This window comes from Aeromonas sp. EU05-FHT14A05, assembly GCF_058791175.1.
On sequence record NZ_JBYTDH010000002.1, the window covers coordinates 204,489 to 222,981 of the forward strand.

Genomic DNA, 18,493 nt, shown 5'->3' on the forward strand with positions numbered 1-18,493 from the left:
ACCACAGGGTTTATAGGGCCCCTGTTGGTAAAACTGCGAAGATGAGGCAATATACATACATTCATAAATGTATGTAAGTAACTTTTTCCCCTTTTAACAGGTACAGATCCGATGGCCAGAAGAACCAAAGAAGAAGCGCAGCAGACCCGCTGCCACATCATGAGCACGGCCCTGAATCTGTTCTGCCAACAGGGATTGGCGAAGACCAACCTGACCGACATCGCCAAGGCGGCAGACCTGACCCGGGGCGCCATCTACTGGCACTTCAAGAACAAGGAGGAGCTGTTCGTCACCCTGTGGGAGGAGCTGTGCGCCCCCCTCTCCCACCAGTTAGACGCCTGTGTGGATGAGCAGGAGCCGGATCCCCTCGGCAAGCTGCGCAGCTTCCTCAAGGAGGTGATGCACAAGATCAGCACCGAGCCCGCCCACCAGCAGATGTTCACCATCATGTTCAATCTGGAGTCGCTGGAAGGAGAGGCCATCTCCCTGCGGGATCACATGCGCGTGCAATCATTCAACTTCTTCCGGGATCTGGAGATCACCCTGGCCAACGCCGTGCGCCTCGGCCACCTGCCAGCCGACCTGGATCTGCACCGCGCCGCCACCCTGCTGCACTGCACCCTGGACGGTTACATCATCAACTGGCTGCACTTCCCGGAGCGCATCAACCTGATTCGGGAGGCCGACTTCCTGCTCGACACCCTGTTCGGTCTGCTCGCCAACCCCTCTCCCTCGCTCTTGCGCCGCCCCTGATGGCGCTGATGGCGCGCAGGACCATAGAGGCTCCTCAGCAGAACTGAACAGCAGGGGGCAAATTTGCTAGAGTAGCCGCCCACCCTAGAGACGAGCCCTATGCCACAGCCACAGTCACCCGCCCAAGGCACCCAGAGCGCTGCTCCGCTGGCGCCCCGCCCCGCCCTCATCGGCCAGGCCCACTCCCCCTTCCTGGCCCGCCTGCAGCCGGGCGCCCACCTGCTGGAAGCCGGCTGCGGCGCGGGGGAGGATCTGCACCATTTTCGGGAGCTGGGGTTCATGGTCACCGCCTTCGATGCCAGCCTGAGCCAGGCCAGCACCGCCTCGCGCCTGTGCGGCCAGCCGGTGCGGGTCTGCCGCTTCGAGCAGATGCACAACGTGCTGCCCTATGACGGCATCTGGGCCAGCGGCTCGCTGCCCTGCCTCACCGAGGATGAGCTGGCCCCCGCCCTGATGCACCTCGCCGGCCTGCTCAAACCCCAGGGGCCTCTCTACTGCTCCTTCCCCCATGGCGAGAATGACCCAGGCAACCCCTTGCCCCCCTCGCAAGGCGAATACCCGCTGCTGACCCGGCTCGATGAGGCCCGCTTGCGGCAGTTGATCGCCCCCCTGCCGTTTGAGCTGCATCAGAGCTGGTGCAGCGACGATGCGATGCACGGCCGCTGGCTCCATGCCCTGCTGATCCGCGACCCCAATCCCGCCACCATCAATCAATATCGCGGCCGTCGTTCCAGACAGGGTGCCCGACGTGATTCAGCATCCAGATAACAATATTTAACTCTGAGTTAACCAGGTGATGGCAGACAAGATGCGGCATTTGTGTTAAAAAGCGGCATTAAAATCAAGATTAAATAACAAAACAGACACCAACACCTGGATTCCCCCATGAAACTCGTCCTCAATCTGATTGCCGGCATCCTCGCCGGTCTCCTGCTCGGCCTCTACGCCCCGGAATGGGTCGCACGGGTGCTGTTCACGGCCAAGACGGTGATAGGTCAGCTGATCACCTTCACCATTCCACTCATCATCCTGTTCTTCATCATGAGCGGCATCGCCAGCCTGCCGAAGAACTCCGGCAAGCTGCTCGGCAAGACGGTGGCCCTCTCCTACTGCTCCACCATACTGGCGGGCCTGTTCGCCTTCACGGTGGCGAGCCAGCTGATCCCGCAGCTGACCACGGCCGCCGAGCCCACGGCGCAAGCCGCCATCAAGCTCAGCTCCTACATCAACCTCGAGATCCCGCCGCTGTTCGGGGTGATGTCGGCGCTGGCCGCCGCCTTCGTGTTCGGCATCGGCATCAGCGCCACCCAGGCCACCGACCTGCGCCGGGTCGCCGATCAGGGCCGTGACATCATCGACCGCCTGCTGGCCCGCGTGATCATTCCCCTGCTGCCCTTCTACATCGCCGGGGTCTTCGTCGAGATGACGGTGGAAGGCACCGTCTTCGCCACTCTCAAGACCTTTGGCGTGGTGCTGGTGATGGCCATCGTCATGCACTGGCTCTGGCTCAGCCTGCTCTTCATCGGCACCGGGCTGGCGCTGGGTCGCTCCCCCGCCATGCTGATCAAGAACATGCTGCCCGCCTACTTCACCGCGCTGGGCACCATGTCCAGCGCCGCCACCATCCCGGTGGCCCTGCAGGCCAGCAAGAACAATGGCGTGAGCGACGGCATCGCCAACTTCACCGTGCCCCTGTGCGCCACCATTCACCTCTGTGGCTCCACCATCACGCTGGTGACCTGCGCCACCGCAGTGATGTTCCTCTCCGAGCACCTGGCCATTCCGGGCTATGGCACCATGCTGCCCTTCATCATGATGCTCGGCGTCATCATGATTGCGGCGCCGGGCGCCCCCGGCGGCGGCGTCATGTCGGCACTCGGCCTGCTCACCTCCATGCTCGGCTTCGGTGAGGCCTCCATCGCCCTGATGATCGCCCTCTACCTGGCCCAGGACAGCTTCGGCACCGCCTGCAACGTCACCGGGGATGGCGTCATCGCCCTCTGGGCCGACCGCTTCGCCCAGGGCGAAGCGCCCCTGGCCGCACCGGAGCGGGACGCCGCCTGAGGGCCTGCACCACAATAAAAACGGGAGCCACTGGCTCCCGTTTTTATTGGCTGAATGCGGCGTGTCAGCCCCGGCGGCGGATCACCCCTTCCTGCATGGTGCTCGCCACCAGCACGCCGTCGCGGGTGAAGAACTGCCCGCGTACCAGGCCACGACCGCCGCTGGCGCTCGGGCTGTCCACCACGTAGAGCAGCCAGTCATCCAGCCGGAACTCCCGGTGGAACCACATGGAGTGATCTATGGTGGCCACCTGCATGTCCGGCTCCCAATACGACACCCCGTGGGGCTGCAGGGCAGCGAACAGGAAGTGGAAGTCGGAGGCATAGGCCAGCAGGTAGTTGTGGACCCGCTGATCGTCCGGCACAGTGCCGTTGGCCTTGAACCAGGTGTAGCGCAGGGGCTCGTGTACATCCGGGCGAATGGGGTCGACCAGGGTCACTGGGCGGATCTCCAGGGGCTTCTCGCACAGGATCTTGTCCCTCAGGGCCGCCGGGATCAGCTGCTCGTAGGGGCGCACCAGCTCCAGCTCGCTCTTGAGCTGCTCGGGGGGCGTGATGCCTTCGGGCATCTGGGCCTGATGCTCGAAGCCTTCGGCCTCCACCTGGAAGGAGGCGTTGAGGTAGAAGATGGGCTTGCCGCCCTGAATGGCCTTGACCCTGCGGGTGGAGACGGTCTGGCCGTCGCGGATGTTCTCCACGTCGTAGACGATGGGCTTGTTGGCATCCCCCGGACGCAGGAAGTAGGAGTGGAAGCTGTGGACCTGGCGATCCCCGGCCACCGTCTGCTTGGCGGCTGACAAGGCCTGCCCCATCACCTGCCCGCCAAACACGGATCGCAACCCGAGATCCTGGCTCTGGCCCCGAAACAGGCCCTCCTCGATCTTCTCAAGCGCCAGCAGTGCCAGCAGCTCATCCAGTACCTTGCTCATTGGTTTCTCCTGTATCTGTGCGCGAAAGGCTAACAAGCCAGTCCCGGCAGGGCAACCATCCTGATGCACATCTCACAGCAGCAACCCCCTCCCAGCCTCCCCCTTCAAAAGGGGGAGGAGCATGGTTATCTCTAACCCACACAGAGGCAACTCTGGCCCCCTCCCCTGGCAAGGGGAGGGATGGGGTGGGGTCAGACCTGCTCAAGCCATGCCCGAATCGAGACAACCACTCCGGGTAGATTTTGCATCACCTCCCTGTTGTTAAATCTCAATACTGTCAACGACAGGCCCGCCATATAGGCATCTCGTTGCTTGTCATAGCTCAAGCCCCGCTCGTCGAAATGGCTGTCGCCATCGACCTCGATGACCAGCAACCGCTCGGGGCAGTAAAAATCCGCAATGTATGGGCCTATGCCCTGCTGACGGCGAAACTTGACTCCCAGTTGCCCAGCCCGAAGCACCTGCCACAATCGCCGTTCGGGCGCTGTCGGATTGCCTCTTTGCTCACGCCGCTTGTCCAGCGTGGCTTCGCGGTTGAAAATGCGGATTGGCCTCTCGCCCATTGTTGTACTCCTTTGGCTACAAACCATTTCAGCGTAAACCACAACAACCCCCTCCCGGCCTCCCCCTCTCTGAGGGGGAGGAGAATCGCCGGCAACAAAAAAGCCCGCACCAGAGGGTGCGGGCTTGTTGGCTCGGCCAGACAACATCAGGCCAGAGGCGCCGGAATTACTTGCTGCCGGTGCCCGAGTTGCGGGTCGAGGCTTGCGGCTTGCGGCGGGCCGTGGTGGCACGGGCGCGCGGCTCCTTGCCCTGCATCTCCTTGTGGCGCTTGACGGCGCGACGGATCTGGGCGGCCTGCTTGTGGCGGGTGCTCTTGCCATCCTGCTGCAGGTCGACCTTGGACTCGGTCTCGTTGGGCAGGTTGACCAGGCCGCGCAGGTAGTTCACCTCGGGCAGTTTCAGCTCCTGCCAGCCACCGCGGGGGATGCCGCGATCCAGGGTGACATCGCCGTAGCGGATGCGCATCAGACGGCTCACCTGCACTTCCTGGGATTCCCACAGGCGGCGCACTTCACGGTTGCGACCCTCGGTCAGGGTGACGTTGAACCACTGGTTCAGCCCTTCACCGCCGGCCGGCTTGATCTTGTTGAACTTGGCCATGCCGTCTTCCAGCTGCACGCCCTTGCGCAGTCGCTGCAACATGGCTTCGGTGATCTCGCCAAAGACGCGCACCGCGTATTCCCGCTCCACTTCGTGGCTCGGGTGCATCAGCCGGTTGGCCAGCTCGCCGTCGGTGGTGAACAGCAGCAGACCAGAGGTGTTGACGTCGAGGCGGCCGACCGCAATCCAGCGGGCCCCGTCCATCTTGGGCAGACGATCAAACACGGTGGGACGACCTTCCGGATCGTGACGGGTACACATCTCCCCTTCGGGCTTGTGATACGCCAGCACGCGGCAGATCTGCTCCTCGGCCGCACGGGTCTTGACCTGGTGACCATCCACCCGGATCACGGCGTTCACTTCGACGCGATCCCCCAGCATGGCGACCTTGCCATCCACGCTGACCCGACCTGCGGTGATCAGGGCCTCCATCTCACGACGGGAGCCTTGACCCGCGCGGGCCAATACTTTTTGCAGTTTTTCACTCATCGGGTTTACCTGATTGTTGATCGCTGCCCGCTGACATAGCGGACAACATTGACTCCTGTGACGCGCCATCGGGCATCGTCACCACGTTCATTCTCAAGACGGCCTGCCGCTTATTGACCGTCGCTCCCCTCGCCCAGCATGACCGGCAAGGGGGAGTGCAGTTCGGGATCCAGCTCGGGGAGCTGCTCCAGACTCTGCAGATTGAAATAGTCCAGAAACTCTCGGGTGGTGGCGAGCAGCTCGGGGCGACCCACCACCTCCTTGTGACCTATGCTGCGCACCCAGCCGCGTTCTTTCAGGGTATTGATGATCTGGCTCGATACCGCCACCCCGCGGATGGCTTCTATCTCGGCCCGGGTGATGGGCTGACGATAGGCAATCAGCGTCAGGGTTTCCAACACGGCGCGCGAATATCGGGGCGCCCGTTCGCTCCACAGGCGCGACAGCTCCTCGGCGTACTCCTGGCGGGCCTGGAAGCGCCAGCCGGAGGCCACCTCCTTGAGCTCCACCCCCCGCTCGCTGTAGTCCTGCCTGAGCTCCGCCAGCAGCAGCTGCACATAGCGGCTGGTGACAGGGTAGTCCGCCAGCACGCTGCTTTTCAGCTCGCTGACATTGAGCGGACGACCCGCCACGAACAGCGCCGCCTCGATCAGGGTCTTCAGCCGTTCAGCCGGCAGCGCCATGGTCTGCTCCTCGCAACATCGGCCTCTTCAACCGTTCAGTGGGCAGCACCACGGTTGCCCTCCTCGCCCTGCTCGGCCAATGCAAAATGGATGGGACCCAACGGCTCGGCCTGCAGGATCCAGATCAGTTGCTCCTTGCACAGCTCCAGCAGGGCCAGGAAGGTCACCAGCACCCCCATGCGCCCCTCCTCGGCCCGCAGCACCTGCTCCAGCCGCAGGGTCTGCCCCAGGGAGAGCATGGCGAGGATCTCCGCCATCCGCACCCGGGTCGGGATCTGCTCGCGGCGGATCTGGTGATGTTCAAAATGAGTCGCGCGTTTTACCACACTTTGCATGTAAAGGGCGAGCTCAACCAGCGAAACATCGGGGGCCAGCGGCTTCAAGGCGCCAAAATCCGGTGGCAGGGCGGTGGCGATGAAGATCTCCCGCTCCAGCCTCGGCAAGGCGTTGACCCGCTCCGCGCCCAGCTTGTAGCGCTCATACTCCTGCAGCCGGCGGATCAGGGTGACGCGAGGGTCTTCCCCCTCCTCCTCGTCTTCCAGCTCCGGGGCCTTGGGCAGCAGCAGGCGGGATTTTATCTCCGCGAGCCAGGCCGCCATCAGCAGGTATTCCGCCGCCAGCTCCAGATTGAGCCCTTGCATCAGCTCCACGTACTCCATGTACTGGGCGGTGATCTGCAGGATAGGCAGGTTCAGGATGTCGAGCTGCTGACGCCGGATGAGGTAGAGCAGCAGATCCAGCGGCCCCTCGAAGGTGTCGAGAAACACCTCGAGCGCATCGGGCGGAATAAACAAATCCTGGGGCAGCTCATGGTAGGGCTGCCCCAGTACTTTCGCGATGGGCGGGGGAAGCTGTACCTCCCCCGTCGCACCCGGCGCGATCACCGCCTCGGGTACGGGTTCGGCAGTATCACTCAAACGGCGTCGGATCCCCGGCACCGCGACGGCGCAGCACGGGCTCGTCGTCGGAGAAGTCCACTACTGTGGTAGGTTGCTCGCCCAGATAGCCGCCGTTGACCACCAGATCCAGCTGCTTGCCGAGCTTGTCGGCGATCTCTTCGGGGTCGAACTCCGCCATCTCGGAGCCCGGCAGGATCAGGGTGGTGGAGAGCAGCGGCTCACCGAGCGCCTCCAGCAATGCGAGTGCGATATTGTTGGCGGGTACCCGGATGCCGATGGTCTTCTTCTTCTCGTTCATGAGGCGGCGCGGCACCTCCTTGGTGGCCTTGAAGATGAAGGTGTAGGGCCCTGGGGTGTTGTTCTTCACCAGCCGGAAGGCGGTGTTGTCCACCTTGGCGTAGGTGGAGATCTCCGAGAGATCCCGGCACACCAGGGTGAAGTCGTGGTTCGGCTCGATGCGGCGGATACGGCAGATGCGCTCCAAGGCGTCCTTGTTGCCCATCTGGCAGCCCAGGGCGTAACCGGAGTCGGTGGGATAGACGATGACGCCGCCGTTTTGCAGGATCTGCACCGCCTGGCTGATGAGGCGAACCTGGGGGTTGTCCGGATGTACGTAAAAATGCTGACTCATATGCTCTTCTCGCGATAGGGGCACACCGGGTGCCCGCTTCATGGTCAAGGGCCCCTTGGCCCATGACACTACCTTAACCTGTTTGGCACAGACTCGCCCGTACCAAAGATCCGTGTCCGCCCATTGTGCTCAGCGGCTGGCCAGCAGACTGGCATGCTGCTCCTGGCTGAGCCCGAAGTGACCGGGGTGGCCGAGCCAGAGCGGCATGCCCTCCTTGGGCAGCCACAGATGACGACCCAGCTCGGTCCAGTTGGAGGGGAAGTGAAAATCGGACCCCACCGAGATATAGAGATCGTGATCCTTGGCCCACTGGCCGAGGTTGGCCCGCTCCTGGGGGCTCTGCTGGGGCAGGGAGACCTCCATGGCATCGCCACCGGCCGCCTTGAAGGCCACCAGCAGCCGCTTGATCCACTTGGCGGTGAGGCTGTAGCGACTCGGGTGGGCCAGCACCGCCAGCCCGCCTGCGGCATGAATGGCCGCGATGGCCTCTCCCATCTCGGGCCACTCGGCGGGCACATAGCCCTTGTTGCCCCGGCTCAGGTACTTCTTGAATACCTTTTGCATGTTGTCGGCCACCCCGCGCGCCACCAGCACCCGGGCAAAATGGGCCCGGGTCACGGCGGCGTCACCGGCGAGCTGCTTGGCCTCTTCATAGGTGCCCGGGATGAGGCACTTCTCCAGACGGCGCCCTATTTCCTGGGCGCGCGCCTCGCGGCGGGCCCGCTGACCGGCCAGGAAGGTGACCAGCTGCGGATTTTTTTCATCCACCCCGAGCGCCACTATGTGGATCTCGTGGTGCTCCCACCCGGTGGAGATCTCGACCCCGCTCACCAGTCGCAACGGCAACTGTTCGTTCTGGATCGTCTGACGGACTTCATCAAGCCCGTCAAGGGTGTCGTGGTCAGTGACCGCTAACACCTCCACCCCTTTCTCGGCGGCGCGGCGCACCAGATCGGCAGGGCTCAGCACGCCATCCGAGGCCGTGGTATGACAGTGAAGATCGAATCTCATCGGCTTGTTTCGCTCTCATCAGGGGGCCTGCTTGGGAAAAAGAAGGCAAAAAAGCGACTTGACTTGGCCGCGGCTTTATCGTTTTCTGTAGGCACTTCATTGCAAACATCTTTTTACAGGACGCTATCATGCAAACGACTTCCATCCTGACCATCTGGTGGTGGCACACTCCCTGACATGCGGGCGTGTGGTCGTTGCTGTACCTGTAATCTGACAGCAAATTAAGAACCCAAAGAAAAAGCCCGCTGACCCCAGCGGGCTTTTTTATTATCCGGCAAATGGACCTGTGATGAAACCGACAATTCAGACAAGTGCACTGACATGGCGATGGCGAACTCGCTGACGTGACGAAAACCCAATCCCAACTCGAGAGAAACGCCATGACCATCGGTTACACACAACACATGCAAGGGAAGGCATTATGACAGGCAACAAGACCCGGTTACCCCTGGGCGAATTCGACACCATCCGGCTCAATGCCCCTTATGTGACAGATCCCCTGGCGCTCTACACCCAGCTCTGCCAGCACAAGCCCAACAACCTGCTGCTGGAATCGGTGGAGATCGACTCCAAGGCCGGCACCCAGAGCCTGCTGCTGGTGGATGCCTGCCTGCGCATCGAGTGCCGTGGCCGCACGGTGCGGGTCCGCGCCCTCACCAGCAACGGCGCCGCGCTGCAGCGCCTGCTCGAGCAGCGCCTTCCCGCCGTCATCACCCAGACCCGGGTGGCGGACGAGCTGCAGCTAGACTTCCCGGCCTCCGACCGCACCCTTGACGAAGACAGCCGCCTCAAGGGCAGCAGCGTGCTGGACGTGCTGCGCACCCTGCAACGGGAGCTGCAGTGCCAGCAGGGCAAAGAGGCCCTCTTCATGGGGGGCAGCTTCGCCTACGACCTCATCGCCTCCTTTGAAGACTTGCCCGAGGTGCCGGAAGGGAGCAACGACTGCCCCGACTACTGCTTCTATGTGGCCGAGACCCTGATCACCATAGATCACATCAAGCAGAGCACGGCCCTGCTGGCCTGCCTCTTTGGCGGCGAGCAGGACGAGCGCCAGCTCGATGAGCGTTACGCCCAGCTGACCGCACGCCTCGAGGCTTTCAAGCAGGCCTGCCAGCAGCCGCAACCGGGGGCACAGGGCGCCAAGCCGCTCACCGGCAACCTCCAGATCGACAAGAGCGACAAGCAGTTCTGCGCCGAGGTGGAAAAACTCAAAGGCTTCATCCGCCGTGGGGACATCTTCCAGGTGGTGCCGTCCCGCAGCTTCTCCCTCCCCTGCCCAGACCCGCTGGCCGCCTATCGCCGCCTCAAGCAGACCAACCCCAGCCCCTACATGTTCTATGTGCAGGACGAGGGCTTCACCCTGTTTGGTGCCTCCCCGGAGAGCGCGGTCAAGTTCTGCGCCGCCAGCCGCCAGGTGGAGATGTACCCCATCGCCGGTACCCGCCGCCGCGGCCTCAACCCCGATGGCAGCATCAATCTGGATCTCGACGGTCGCATCGAGCTCGAGCTGCGCCAGGACGAGAAAGAGGTGGCCGAGCACCTGATGCTGGTGGATCTCGGTCGCAACGACATCGCCCGCATCTCCGAGCCCGGCACCCGCTACGTGAAGGATCTGCTCAAAGTGGATCGCTACAGCCACGTGATGCACCTGGTCTCACGGGTGGTGGGCCGCCTTCGTGCCGACCTTGACGCCCTGCACGCCTATCAGGCCTGCATGAACATGGGCACCCTGACCGGCGCCCCCAAGCTGCGAGCCAGCGAGCTTATCCGCATGGTGGAAGGCAAGCGCCGCGGCAGCTACGGCGGCGCCGTGGGCTACCTCAACGGCGCGGGGGAGATGGACACCTGCATCGTCATCCGCTCCGCCTTCGTGAAAGCGGGCCTGGCCCATGTGCAGGCCGGTGCCGGCGTGGTCTATGACTCCAAGCCCCAAGCCGAAGCGGACGAGACCCGCGCCAAGGCGGCCGCCGTGCTGGCCGCCATCGCCGCCAGCCATGGCACCTCCCTGCAAGCCCTGAGCGCCCAGCAGGAGCAACATAAGGACGTGAGCCATGACTAACATCTTCCTGCTCGATAACTTCGATTCGTTTACCTACAACGCCTTGGCCGATCAGTTCCGCACTTCGAAGGAGCAGCCCCATGACTAACATCTTCCTGCTCGATAACTTCGACTCCTTTACCTACAACCTCGTGGACCAGTTCCGCACCCTCGGCTATCCGGTGCGCATCTACCGCAACAGCCTGCCGGCGAGCCGCATCATGCAGGAGATCGAAGCCTGTGACGGCGATGCCGTGCTGGTGCTCTCCCCGGGGCCGGGCGCCCCCCACGAGGCGGGCTGCCTCATCGATCTCATCAAGCTGGCCCGCGGCCGGGTGCCCATCCTCGGCATCTGCCTCGGTCATCAGGCCCTGTGCGAAGCCTACGGCGGCACAGTCGGGGCGGCCGGGGAAATCGTCCACGGCAAGCGCTCGCTGATTGAGCACAACGGTCACGGCGCCTTCGCGGGGCTCCCGAGCCCGCTGCCGGTGGCCCGCTACCACTCCCTGGTGGCGACCTATGTGCCGGAGGAGTTGCAGGTGATTGCCCACTATCAGGGCATGCCCATGGCCATAGAGCAACGGGACGAGCGGGTGCTGGGCTTCCAGTTCCACCCGGAATCCATCATGACCTCGGAAGGGGCCCGCCTGCTGACCCAGGCCCTCGCCCACATCACCCGTCCAGAAAGCCACGTGCGGTAAGGAGACCCCATGCATCAACATCTCAACACCCTCTATCAGGGGCAGTCTCTCACCCGCGACGCCGCTCGCGACGCCTTCGGCCAGGTGGTCCGTGGCGAAGTGGATCCCATCGTGCTGGCGAGCCTGCTCACCGCCCTCAAGCTCAAGGGGGAGACCCCGGAGGAGATCGCCGGCGCCGCCGAGGCCCTGCTGGCGGAGGCCCGCCCCTTCCCGCGCCCGGACTATGCGTTCTGCGACATCGTCGGCACAGGTGGCGACGGCCTCAACACCATCAACGTCTCCACCACCTCGGCCCTGGTGGCCGCCGCCTGCGGCCTGAAAGTCGCCAAGCACGGCAACCGCTCCGTCTCGAGCAAGTCCGGTTCGAGCGATCTGCTGGACAAGATGGGGATCAAGCTCGACATGAGCCCGGCCCAGGCGCGCCGCTGTCTGGACGAGCTCGGCATCTGCTTCCTGTTCGCCCCCCAGTACCACGCCGGGGTGCGCCACGCCATGCCGGTGCGCCAGGCCTTGAAGACCAGGACGCTATTTAACGTCCTGGGGCCGCTTATCAACCCCGCCCGCCCCAGCTACCAGCTGATGGGGGTCTATGCCCCCGAGCTGGTGCGTCCCATCGCCGAAACCCTGCTGGCACTGGGGCTGAAAACCGGTATGGTGGTACACGGCGCCGGGCTGGACGAAGTGGCCATTCACGGTCCGACCCAGGTGGCCGAGATCCGTGACGGCGAAATTCGCGAATACCTGCTCACCCCGGCCGACTTTGGCCTCGAGACCTACCCGGTCAGCGCCATTCAAGGGGGGGAGCCGGAAGAGAACCGCGCCATCACGGACGCCATACTGGCAGGGGAAGGCACTGCGGCCCACAACGCCGCCATCGCCGCCAACGTGGCGCCGCTCCTGGTGATGGCGGGCAAGGCCCCGGACTTCAAGCAGGCGGCCGCGCAGGTGCTGGCCAAGCTTGCAAGCGGTGAAACCCGCCTGCTCGCCCGGGCCCTCGCCACCCTGAGCCATCAGGAGGCATGATGTCAGTCAGTACTCACGGCAGCCAACAAGGCAGTACCACTCTTAGCAAGGATATCGAGATGCTCGACCCCCTCTCCTCCCCCGATGCCTTCCTGAATCGGGCGTCCATCAACCAGACCATTCTCGGCAAAATCGTGGCCGCCAAGCAGGAGTGGGTCGCGGCCCGCAAGCTGGCCCAGCCCCTGGAGAGCTTCCAGGGCGCCCTGGTGCCAAGCGATCGGGACTTCGAGGGAGAGCTGCGCGCAGGCTCCACCCGCTTCATTCTCGAATGCAAGAAGGCCTCCCCCTCCAAGGGCTTGATCCGCGACGACTTCAGCCCGGAGGCCATCGCCGACATCTATGGCAACTACGCCACCGCCATCTCTGTGCTGACGGACGAGCAGTTCTTCCAGGGGGATTTTGCCTTCCTGCCCAGGGTGCGCGGCCGGGTCAAGCAGCCGGTGCTGTGCAAGGATTTCATGATTGACCCCTACCAGGTCTATCTGGCCCGCCACTATCAGGCGGACGCCATCCTCTTGATGCTCTCCGTGCTCACCGACGAGGGCTATCGCGCCCTGTTCAAGGTGGCGAAAGAGTTAGGTCTAGGGGTGCTCACCGAGGTGAGCAATGCAGAGGAGCGGGATCGCGCCGTCGCCCTGGGCGCCCCCGTGATTGGCATCAATAACCGGGATCTGCGGGATTTGAGCGTGGATCTCGCCCGCACCCAACAGCTGGCGGCCGAGATCCCCGCCGATCGGGTGGTGATCAGCGAGTCCGGCATCAACCACCGCGCCCAGGTGGCGGAGCTGCGCGCCCATGCCAAGGGCTTCCTGGTGGGCTCCTCCCTGATGAGCGAGCCGGATCTGGAGGCGGCGGTGCGCAAGCTGGTGCTCGGCCAGAACAAGGTGTGCGGCCTCACCCGCCCCGAGGATGCCGCCGCCGCCCATCAGGCGGGTGCCGTGTTCGGTGGCCTTATCTTCGTCGCCAAGAGCCCGCGCTACGTGGACATTCCCGCCGCCCGCGCCGTGATGGCGGGTGCGCCGCTCTCCTATGTGGGGGTGTTTCGCAATGCCCAGCCCCAGACCATCGCCAAGACGGTGGAGGCCCTGAACCTCGCCGCCGTGCAACTGCACGGGGACGAGGACGCCGCCTATATCGAGACCCTGCGCCCCCTGCTGCCGGCAGGCTGCCAGATCTGGAAGGCAGTAGGCGTCTCTCTTGGCAAGGAAAGCGGCGAGCCCCTGCCCTCCCTCGACTACCCGGCGGATCGCCTGCTGCTCGATACCAAAGTGGGCAGCCAGAGCGGTGGCACCGGCCAGGCGTTCGACTGGGCCCTGCTGGCCCATCTCGATAAAGCCAGGCTGATGCTGGCGGGGGGGCTCAATCCCGACAACGCCCTGCAGGCGGCCCGGGTGGGCTGCGTGGGCCTTGATTTCAACTCCGGGGTGGAGAGTGCCCCGGGCCAGAAGGATGCGCACAAGCTGGCGGCGGCCTTTGGCGCCCTGCGCCAACTGTAAGAGTGCCCTGCGCACCCTCTGAACATGCACCAAATTAATGAACTGCATTTGCCTATAAGCACAAGGAATAATCTATGACCCTGCTCAATCCGTTTTTCGGTGAATTTGGCGGCATGTACGTGCCCCAGATCCTCATCCCCGCCCTGCTCCAGCTGGAGAAGGCCTTCGTCGACGCCAAGGATGACCCGGCCTTCGTCGCCGAGTTTCAGACCCTGCTGACCGAGTATGCCGGTCGCCCGACCCCCTTGACCCTGACCCGCAACTTGACCAAGGGGACCAAGACCCGCCTCTACCTCAAGCGTGAAGATCTGCTGCACGGCGGCGCCCACAAGACCAACCAGGTGCTGGGCCAGGCCCTGCTCGCCAAGCGCATGGGCAAGAGCGAGATCATCGCCGAGACCGGCGCCGGTCAGCACGGTGTGGCAACGGCGCTGGCCTGCGCCCTGCTCGGCCTCAAGTGCCGGGTCTATATGGGGGCCAAGGATTGTGAGCGCCAGAAGCCCAACGTGTTTCGCATGAAGTTGATGGGGGCCACCGTGATACCTGTGCACTCTGGCTCCAGCACCCTCAAGGATGCCTGCAACGAGGCGCTGCGCGACTGGGCTGCCAACTATGAATCGGCCCACTACCTGCTCGGCACCGCCGCCGGCCCCCACCCCTTCCCCACAATAGTGCGGGAGTTCCAGAAGATGATCGGCGAGGAGGCCAAGGCCCAGTGCTTCGAGAAGGAAGAGCGCCTGCCCGACGCGGTGATCGCCTGCGTCGGCGGCGGCTCCAACGCCATCGGCATGTTTGCCGACTTTATCGATGAGCCTTCCGTGCGTCTGATCGGCGTCGAGCCGGGTGGTCACGGCATCGAGAGCGGCGAGCACGGCGCGCCGCTCGGTCACGGCAGCAAGGGGGTCTTCTTTGGCATGCACTCCTACCTGATGCAGGACAACCAGGGCCAGATCCAGGAGTCCTACTCCGTCTCGGCGGGTCTGGACTTCCCCTCCGTCGGCCCCCAGCACGCCCACCTGGCCGCCATCGGCCGCGCCGAGTACCCCTCGGTGACCGACAAGGAGGCGCTGGACGCCTTCCAGGAGCTGGCCAAATCCGAAGGCATCATACCGGCGCTGGAGTCCTCCCACGCCCTGGCCCACGCCCTCAAGATGGCCCGCAGTGAACCGGAAAAAGAGCAGGTACTCATCGTCAACCTCTCCGGCCGTGGCGACAAAGACATCTTCACCGTTGCCGACATTTTCGAGAAAGAAGGAACCTTGTCATGAATCGCTACGCACAACTCTTCTCCCGTCTGGACAAGGTCAATCAGGGCGCCTTCGTGCCGTTCGTGATGCTAGGTGACCCCACCCCCGAATTGTCCCTGGCCATCGTCGATGCCCTGGTCGAAGGGGGCGCCGATGCCCTCGAACTCGGCATTCCCTTCTCCGATCCGGTGGCGGACGGCCCCACCATTCAGGGTGCCGCTCTGCGTGCCTTTGCCAGCCACACCACCCCGGACGACTGCTTCACCCTGCTCGCCCGCATTCGCGCCAAGTACCCGGAGCTGCCCATCGGCCTGCTGGTCTACGCGAACCTGGTCTATGTGCGCCACATCGACGGCTTCTACGAGAAGTGCCAGCAGGCGGGGGTGGACTCCGTGCTGGTGGCGGACGTGCCTGTGCAGATGTGCGAGCCCTACAAGGCGGCCGCCGACAGGTTCGGCATCGACAGCATCTTTATCGCCCCCCCCAACGGTGACACCGAGACGCTCAAGGCCGTTGCCGAGCTGGGCTCTGGTTACACCTATCTGGTGAGCCGCGCTGGCGTGACCGGCGCCGAGACCAAGGCCGGCATGCCGGTGGATGGCCTCATCAACACCTTGCGCGAGTTCAATGCCCCCCCCGCCCTGCTCGGCTTTGGCATCAGCGAACCGGCTCAGGTACGTGAGGCCATTGCCGCTGGCGCCGCCGGTGCCATCTCCGGCTCCGCCGTGGTAAAGATCATCGAGACCCACCACAAGAACCCGGAGCATATGCTCACTCGTCTGAAGGAGTTTGTGGAAGGGATGAAGGCCGCGACCAATCGATAAGGGACGGCATGGGTCACATGCCATTGGCCATGTCTGCAAAAAGGGAGCCTGATAGGCTCCCTTTTGTTATCCGGCGTCAGCGTTGGCTCCTCTTTAGGTCTGATTAGCGAAGCGTAATCAGACGTTCGCGACGTTGACCTGGTGGCGCGGCTTCGCCACGCAGTGGCACACCGTAGGGTGCAATAAGCGCAGCGCATTGCACCGCAGCAAATTTCCTTTCCACGGCAACGGACTCTCGCCGGATTCCCGAGCCTGCGGTTGACCCCTTGATGTGGCTTCGCCGCATGGAACGCGAGTGCTCTGCCCTCGACGGAGTTTCGCCCGCCCTTCGGGCTGGGGCGAGTGACTTTGGAAAGACCCAAAGTCACCAAAGGTCTTCTCCCCCGCCAAGCCGCCCGCCTACGGCGGATTCCCTCATCTCGCTCTCTGGGTCGGACGGAACGCCGCAGATGGTACATCCCTGTACCAACTGCGGCTGCGCCGTCATCCCTGACGGCGCTCCTGACCCATTGAGCTCGACTCGGCGCCTTGGAGGGGGATCAAAACCGTGCCAACCCGCAGCCCCCGTCGGGCCGTAAACATGCCCCCTCTCCCTCCGGGAGAGGGCTGGGGTGAGGGGAATATCCGTACTCGCTGCCAATCCAACAGCCCACTCAAAGCATCGGTTGCGCACTAATTGGTTGAACCTGCTCAGATTTTTATCAACCACACCTTCCAATGCCTCGATCAGAACCCTTAAGATAGCCAAACGACAATCCATCTCTCGGGGGTAAACCATGAGGGCGATTGATGGCACAGCACAGATTAAAAGCAGCAAGCTGGGGGCTGTCACTCAGGGGCGGTAGCGTTGCCCATGCTTGCCATCCCCGACTCCTTCGCTGTTTCTTTGCACAGGCTAATAGAAGCGTTAAGCAAGATGGTCAAGCGAATACATTCAAGTATCAGAGACATACTGGTGATATTTTGATTTTTTCATGGCAACTATCAGGGCAGAGCGGATTTATATGGAAAGCTCTGCTATCGGATTAGTGCCGCCTTCTATCTAGCCACTGTGAGACACATAATATGGATCTGTGGACACGATATCTCTTTGAGTCGCACCCAGAAAAAACCCTCCGCTTATGGAGCCAGAGGCTTAGCCTATTCCGCTTTTTTCGCGCATATGGCGGTCATGCCAACGATGATGACTCATTAGATGTCGCATATCGATACGAGTCATTCCAAGAGCTTGAAAAATTCCTGAACTTTCTAGGCGTAAATTTAATTAAGTACTCCGAGCAGTCTCTTCAGCCTCAGCATGGCGTTTCTTACAAGGGAGACGAATTTACAAACTTCCCGTCACTCATTGCCGGCACCAGATGGGTTCAGCAGCCTGGCCATAGCATCATAGCCGGCCAGAAAGTATTTATTTGGTGCGAGAGGGGCTTGATAAAGATTTCGATTGGGGAAAGCTATCAAGTTACAGAAGCAGATGTTGCATCTGCTGAGATGGTTGAAAAATTGCTGTTTGACTCAAACCTCGAGCGGATCGATCCACCTTTTGATACAAAGCACTACATTTGCCCTAAATATCACCCTACATATTTCACCTAACAAATGGTTCAAATCGCTCGCTTCGCTTACTGTGACGGGCTAAAGCCCCCCTTAACCAAACGTTATGTAATTATTCGTAGCTTTGAGTTTGGCATTGAACTTTTGACACCCACCTTTCTGAGCCTGGCGTAGCATACGCCAATATTCAAAAAATGGGTGTTCTGGCTCTATTAAAATATTAATTTTAAACCAACTTACCACTTAGGTGAATGTAAGGTGTCGCGGGGGGAAGGCTCTGCTATCGGACTTATGTCATCTTCCACCTAATAACTGTTAGCAACAAGGTAGCCGCAAGGAATGAACATAATAAATAAACTGATAAAAATATGCGCCATTTTCATTGTCATGGCAAGCATCGCATTTGTCGCGTTAATTGCATATGAGCGGCATGAATTAGACCAGAGAGACAATGCAGAGCTTACGTATGCCACCAAAGACACATGGACTTGGCATGACGAATATAAAAGAATACAAATTCATTATGACAAAGAGCTAGACAAAAGCACGCTCCGCAAGGTTAATACTCATAGCAGCTATGTCGTCTACGCCATAAAATCAAACGACCGCAAGCTAGAAACTCTTGTCCAATTCATCACCAAATGCACTCCAAACACAAAAATAGAGACATCAAGAAAATATAGTAACGGACAGCACATAACTCTTTCATGCAACAAGAATGGAACAGCACTTTCATACAATGCAGTATGGGGTGGAGCAGACACAGACTTTGTCTGGAATGAAGACCTTGATGGATTTAAATTCAACGTTGACTTTGGTGACTGGGATTTTACCAAGCTGGATCAAGAAACAACCCTTTCAAAGGCAAAGTAGGCTGCTAACAATACGCTCAACTGCCGCTTACTTCGTTAAAAAAATCAGGACACCCACCTTTCTGAGCTAGACATGGCATAGCCAACATTAAAAAATGATGGGTGACCCAGCTCAGCTT

Annotated in this window: 18 protein-coding genes; 11 read left to right on the top strand and 7 right to left on the bottom strand. The window is 61.8% G+C overall.

Annotated features, from left to right (window positions below; translation table 11 throughout):
• Positions 1-111 precede the first annotated feature (111 nt).
• From AC3WR3_RS04195 to AC3WR3_RS04205, 3 genes are all read left to right on the top strand, one after another.
• The gene (locus tag AC3WR3_RS04195) at positions 112-753 is read left to right on the top strand and encodes a TetR family transcriptional regulator (RefSeq protein WP_139434716.1); all 642 of its coding nucleotides are present in this window, start codon (positions 112-114) and stop codon (positions 751-753) included.
• A gap of 99 nt (positions 754-852) precedes the next feature.
• Positions 853-1,521 carry a class I SAM-dependent methyltransferase gene (locus tag AC3WR3_RS04200; protein WP_492291248.1) on the top strand — a complete coding sequence of 223 codons (669 nt, stop codon included), beginning with the start codon at positions 853-855 and terminating at the stop codon, positions 1,519-1,521.
• A gap of 117 nt (positions 1,522-1,638) precedes the next feature.
• The gene (locus tag AC3WR3_RS04205) at positions 1,639-2,817 is read left to right on the top strand and encodes a dicarboxylate/amino acid:cation symporter (RefSeq protein ID WP_492291249.1); all 1,179 of its coding nucleotides are present in this window, start codon (positions 1,639-1,641) and stop codon (positions 2,815-2,817) included.
• 64 nt (positions 2,818-2,881) lie between these two features.
• Here the strand turns inward: AC3WR3_RS04205 and tesB are convergent, their stop codons facing one another.
• The 7 genes from tesB to rnm form a co-directional block, all read right to left on the bottom strand.
• A complete protein-coding gene (gene tesB / locus AC3WR3_RS04210; RefSeq protein WP_454010198.1) occupies positions 2,882-3,745 on the bottom strand; it encodes an acyl-CoA thioesterase II in 864 nt (287 codons plus the stop codon).
• Between the two features lie 191 nt (positions 3,746-3,936).
• Positions 3,937-4,308 carry an endonuclease domain-containing protein gene (locus AC3WR3_RS04215; protein ID WP_492291250.1) on the bottom strand — a complete coding sequence of 124 codons (372 nt, stop codon included), beginning with the start codon at positions 4,306-4,308 and terminating at the stop codon, positions 3,937-3,939.
• A gap of 166 nt (positions 4,309-4,474) precedes the next feature.
• Positions 4,475-5,398, bottom strand: coding sequence for a 23S rRNA pseudouridine(2605) synthase RluB (gene rluB / locus AC3WR3_RS04220; protein ID WP_139439557.1), 924 nt, complete (start codon positions 5,396-5,398; stop codon positions 4,475-4,477).
• Positions 5,399-5,508: 110 nt separating this feature from the next.
• Positions 5,509-6,081 (bottom strand): SMC-Scp complex subunit ScpB, encoded by a 573-nt coding sequence (gene scpB / locus AC3WR3_RS04225; protein ID WP_025327615.1) that lies wholly within the window; start codon positions 6,079-6,081, stop codon positions 5,509-5,511.
• A gap of 35 nt (positions 6,082-6,116) precedes the next feature.
• The gene (locus AC3WR3_RS04230; RefSeq protein ID WP_492291251.1) at positions 6,117-6,998 is read right to left on the bottom strand and encodes a segregation and condensation protein A; all 882 of its coding nucleotides are present in this window, start codon (positions 6,996-6,998) and stop codon (positions 6,117-6,119) included.
• Positions 6,991-7,611: an L-threonylcarbamoyladenylate synthase gene (locus tag AC3WR3_RS04235; RefSeq protein ID WP_010673702.1), complete on the bottom strand. Its 621-nt coding sequence runs from the start codon at positions 7,609-7,611 to the stop codon at positions 6,991-6,993. Before AC3WR3_RS04235 ends, AC3WR3_RS04230 begins: the two co-directional genes overlap by 8 nt.
• 129 nt (positions 7,612-7,740) lie before the next feature.
• Positions 7,741-8,622 carry an RNase RNM gene (rnm, locus tag AC3WR3_RS04240; RefSeq protein WP_492291252.1) on the bottom strand — a complete coding sequence of 294 codons (882 nt, stop codon included), beginning with the start codon at positions 8,620-8,622 and terminating at the stop codon, positions 7,741-7,743.
• A 421-nt stretch (positions 8,623-9,043) separates the two neighbouring features.
• On the opposite strand from rnm, the gene AC3WR3_RS04245 reads away from it, so the two are divergent.
• The 8 genes from AC3WR3_RS04245 to AC3WR3_RS04280 all read left to right on the top strand — a co-directional run bounded on the left by AC3WR3_RS04245 (position 9,044) and on the right by AC3WR3_RS04280 (position 18,375).
• Entirely contained in the window at positions 9,044-10,681 is a 1,638-nt protein-coding gene (locus AC3WR3_RS04245; protein ID WP_454010190.1) for an anthranilate synthase component 1, read from the top strand.
• A gap of 80 nt (positions 10,682-10,761) precedes the next feature.
• Positions 10,762-11,361 carry an aminodeoxychorismate/anthranilate synthase component II gene (locus tag AC3WR3_RS04250; protein WP_005323478.1) on the top strand — a complete coding sequence of 200 codons (600 nt, stop codon included), beginning with the start codon at positions 10,762-10,764 and terminating at the stop codon, positions 11,359-11,361.
• A 9-nt stretch (positions 11,362-11,370) separates the two neighbouring features.
• On the top strand, positions 11,371-12,384 hold the full coding sequence (gene trpD, locus AC3WR3_RS04255; protein ID WP_429107508.1) for an anthranilate phosphoribosyltransferase: 1,014 nt from the start codon (positions 11,371-11,373) through the stop codon (positions 12,382-12,384).
• A complete protein-coding gene (gene trpCF / locus AC3WR3_RS04260) occupies positions 12,381-13,880 on the top strand; it encodes a bifunctional indole-3-glycerol-phosphate synthase TrpC/phosphoribosylanthranilate isomerase TrpF (RefSeq protein ID WP_492291253.1) in 1,500 nt (499 codons plus the stop codon). Before trpD ends, trpCF begins: the two co-directional genes overlap by 4 nt.
• A gap of 74 nt (positions 13,881-13,954) precedes the next feature.
• Positions 13,955-15,148 carry a tryptophan synthase subunit beta gene (gene trpB, locus AC3WR3_RS04265; protein ID WP_319916574.1) on the top strand — a complete coding sequence of 398 codons (1,194 nt, stop codon included), beginning with the start codon at positions 13,955-13,957 and terminating at the stop codon, positions 15,146-15,148.
• Positions 15,145-15,951, top strand: a complete 807-nt coding sequence (gene trpA, locus AC3WR3_RS04270; RefSeq protein WP_492291254.1) for a tryptophan synthase subunit alpha — start codon at positions 15,145-15,147, stop codon at positions 15,949-15,951. The genes trpB and trpA overlap by 4 nt, the downstream gene beginning before the upstream one ends.
• Positions 15,952-17,016: 1,065 nt before the next feature.
• The gene (locus tag AC3WR3_RS04275) at positions 17,017-17,544 is read left to right on the top strand and encodes a hypothetical protein (RefSeq protein ID WP_492291255.1); all 528 of its coding nucleotides are present in this window, start codon (positions 17,017-17,019) and stop codon (positions 17,542-17,544) included.
• A gap of 297 nt (positions 17,545-17,841) precedes the next feature.
• On the top strand, positions 17,842-18,375 hold the full coding sequence (locus AC3WR3_RS04280) for a hypothetical protein (protein WP_492291256.1): 534 nt from the start codon (positions 17,842-17,844) through the stop codon (positions 18,373-18,375).
• Positions 18,376-18,493: the final 118 nt, after the last annotated feature.